This window comes from Chromobacterium vaccinii (assembly GCF_000971335.1).
GTDB classification, from domain to species: Bacteria; Pseudomonadota; Gammaproteobacteria; order Burkholderiales; family Chromobacteriaceae; genus Chromobacterium; species Chromobacterium vaccinii.
Genome location: NZ_JZJL01000104.1, coordinates 1 through 3,958 on the forward strand (window position 1 = coordinate 1; position 3,958 = coordinate 3,958).

At 65.9% G+C, this 3,958-nt stretch carries 1 protein-coding gene; it reads right to left on the reverse strand.

The window, feature by feature from the left end:
- The coding region (locus tag VL52_RS22670) for an amino acid adenylation domain-containing protein (RefSeq protein WP_144410390.1) at positions 1 to 3,958 on the reverse strand (3,958 nt) is incomplete at both ends.

The window sequence follows — 3,958 nt, forward strand, 5'->3', positions numbered from 1 at the left end:
GGCGGGATCGACATCGCGCGTTCTCAGCGCCGCCTGCTCCGGCGTCGGCAGCGCCCGGCGGTCCAGCTTGCCGTTGGCGGTCAGCGGGAACGCATCCAGCAATACCAGATGATTGGGCTGCATGTAATCCGGCAGCTGCGAGCGCAATTCCGCCTGCACATCGCGCAGCAGGGCCGAGCGGCTGCGCCAGACCGCAGCCGGTTCGGCCTTCGGCACGGCGTCCGCCGACGCGGAGCCGCAACTGGCGTGAACCGCGTACAAGCAATGGATCGCGGTGTTCTGCAACAGGCGGTCCTGCTCGTGGATCACTCGATAGCCGCGCTCCCGCAGCAACTCGACAATGCAGGCCAGACGGCCGTCGACGTCATGTACCTCCATCACCAACTGCCGGATCTTCGGCCAATCCGCGTCCGAGATTCCGCGCAAGACATCGTATTCAGCGTTTTCGACATCGATTTTCAGCAAGTCGATGCGTTCCACGCCGTGTTCGGCCACGACGTCCGACAGCGAACGCAATCCGCAGACATACTGCTGGCTGCTCAAGCGCTCTTCCAGCAACTCGTCCACCGCCTCGCCGTCGCTGTCGCCGTGCTGGTTGATCAGGAAGGATTTGACCATGCGCCGAGTCGCTTCCGCGCTGTTTCGGCTGCTGGAAATCAAGGTGTCGTTGGGATAGAAGGTGAAGGTTTCCTGCCTGGCCGCGTCCGACAGCCCGCAATCGAACAGGCGGACCTTCCCTCCATGAACCGCCGCGTTCAGCGACAGCGTGCCGAAAACCGGGGGAATGGGTTCGAAGGCGAACACCGTGGCATTGCCGCAATGCTGGCCGACAAACAAGGTGAACAAGCCGATGTTGGCGCCGACGTCGAACACGCAGGCATCGTTATCCAGACGAATGCCGTGTTTGAGATAAATCCGATCCTCAAAGATCTCCTCGTAAAGGAATTCGGTTTCAGCCGCGTTATGGTGGAAAACAGGCAGGCCGTTGGGCAGCTCGATCTCCCGCGCGTTCTGCGCGGCGACGCTGGATTTGGCGCGCAGCCAGCGTCTCAGGGGCGCGGCGGCGCGCTCCGACGGCAACAGATAGGCGATCAGCCGCTGATCGTTGCCATCCATCGCCTTGACGACGACGCGGGCATCTTCGACCCCGGGATGGCCACGCAGCGCGGTCTCGATCTCGCCCGGCTCGATGCGGAAGCCCCGCACCTTGACCTGCTGGTCGGCTCGGCCCTGGTATTCCAGCGCCCCCGCGGCATTGCGCCGCGCCAGATCGCCGCTGCGGTACATCCGTTCGCCCGCGGCGAACGGATTGGCGATGAAACGCTCGGCGCTCAGGCCCGGCCGGTTCAGATAGCCGCGCGCCAGGCCGGCGCCGCCGATGTACAGCTCGCCGACGCCGCCCGCCGGCACCGGCTGCAGCCAACGGTCCAGCAAGTGCAGCCGCAAGTCCGGTATCGCCTCGCCGATCAGGCTGTTTCCGCCCTCTTCGCACAAGCGGCGGTCCAGCGCCTGGTAACTGGCGTGCACCGTGGTTTCGGTGATGCCGTACATGTTCGCCAGCTTCGGCCCGACGTCTCCATGCCGCTGATACCAAGATCTCAGCGCGCTCAGGTCCAAGGCTTCGCCGCCGAAAACGACAGTCCTCAACGCCAGCTCGGACGCGGTTTCCGGACGGGCCGCCTCCGCCTGCATCAAGGCGTAGAACGCCGACGGCGTCTGATTCAGCACGCTGACTTTTTCCCGCTCCAGCAACGCCAGGAACTCATCCGGAGCCTGCACCGCCGCGCGCGGCACCACCACCAGGCGGCCGCCGCTCAGCAAGGCGCCCCAAATCTCCCAGACCGAGAAATCGAAGGCATAGGAGTGGAACAGCGTCCATACGTCGCCGGCGCCGAAGCCGAACCAGCGCTCGGTGCTGTCCAGCAGCCGCAGCACATTGCGGTGCGGCACCAGCACGCCCTTGGGCTGGCCGGTGGAGCCGGAGGTGTAGATCACATACGCCGCATGATCGGCGCCCAACGGACGCGCGCGTTCCGGATTGCCGTCTCCGGCCAGCGCCAGCTCCCGGCCCAGTTCGGCATCGTCCAGCGCGATGGCCTGAGTCGACGCGTCCACCGGCAGATGCCGGAGCGCCTCGCCGTGCCCCAGCAACAGCCGAGGCTTGGCATCGGCCAGCATGAAGCCCAGGCGCTCGGCCGGATAATCCGGGTCCAGCGGCAGATAGGCGGCCCCCGTCTTCAAAATCGCCAGCAGGCTCACTACCAGATCGAGCGAACGCGGCAACGCCGCCGCGATCAGGTCTTCCGGTCCCGCGCCGCGGGCGATGAGCGCATGCGCCAAACGGTTGGCGCGCGCATTGAGCTCGGCGTAGCTCAGGGTCTGCCCCTGGAAGCTCAAGGCGGACGCCTGCGGCGCTCGGCCCGCCTGCTCCTCGAACCGCTGGACGATGCTGTCGGATGCCGCCGGCCGCGCGGCGCAATCCGCTTCGGCGGCGCTTTGCGGCTCGGACAGATCCAATGCCGCGATCGGCGCCGTCGGCACAGCCGCCACCTGGCGCAAAAGGCGCTGGAAGTGGCGCATGAATTGCTCCACCGTCGCCTGTTCGTACAGATCGGTGGCGTACTCGACACCGCCTTGCAGCCCACCCGCCTGGCCATCCAGGCCAAAAATTTCGAACAGATTGAAAAACAGGTCGAACTTGGCGGTATCGGCCTCGATAGGCGACAGGGAAACCTCCAGCCCATCCAGCCTGAAATCGGGCAAGGCATTGTTCTGCAAAGTCAGATTGACCTGGAACAAAGGGTGGTGGGCGCTGGAGCGCGATGGATTGATCAACTCGACCAAGCGTTCGAACGGCGCATCCTGATGGGCATAGGCCGCCAGCGCCTGCTCCCGCACCCGGCCCAGCAGCGTGATGAAATCCGGATTGCCCGAAGTGTCCGCGCGAAGCACCCAGCTATTGACGAAGAAGCCGACCATGTCGTTGAGCGCATCGTCGGTACGCCCGGCGATGCCGCAGCCCAGCGGGATGTCCTCCCCTGCGCCCAGCCGGGTAAACAGCGCCGCCAGCCCCGCCTGCAGCAGCATGGACAAGGTGGCGTCGTGATCGCGGGCCAGCCGGCGTAGTTCGGCATGCAAGCCGGCGTCCAGCTCGAATGGCAGATAGCGGCCGCGGTAGCTGGCCACCGCCGGGCGAGGACGGTCGGTCGGCAGCGTCAATTGCTCCGGCGCGCCCGCCAGCGTCCGCTTCCAATAAGCGAACTGGGCGGCGATCAGACTCTCCGGATCGTTTTCCTCTCCCAGCAACTGGCGCTGCCACAAGGTGTAGTCGGCGTATTGCACCGCCAGCGGCTGCCAGTCCGGCGCCCGGCCTTGGCAGCGCGCGGCGTAGGCGGCGTCCAGCTCCCGGCCCAGCGGCAGCAAGGAACCGCCATCGCCGGCGATATGGTGGATCAACAACAGCAATACCCACTCTTGCTCGCCCAGGCGGAACAGCGTGCAACGCAGCGGCGTCTCGCTCGACAAATCGAAACGGTGCTCGGCCGCTTCGCGCAATGCCCGCTGCAGTTCCGCTTCGTCGGCGACCTCGACGCGCGGCAAGGACGGCAGCGCCTGTTCCGCGGACTGGATCCGCTGCTCTGGCACGCCATCGTTGTCGACGAACACCGTGCGCAGGCTTTCATGCCGCTCCACAATGTCGGCCACCGCCTGCTGCAAAGCCTCCGGGTGCAGATCGCCTTTCAGCCTCAAGGCCAGCGGAATGTTATAGGTGGAGCTCGGCCCTTCGAAACGATACAGGAACCACAGCCGCTGCTGCGCATAGGACAAAGGCAGCCGCTTCGGCCGCGCCTGCCGCTGCAACGGCGGGCGCACCGCGGCCGGGTCCGCGCTCAGTCTCGGCGCCAGTTCGGCGCAGGTCGGCATGTCGAACAGCTCCCGGATCGACAGCTCCACATTC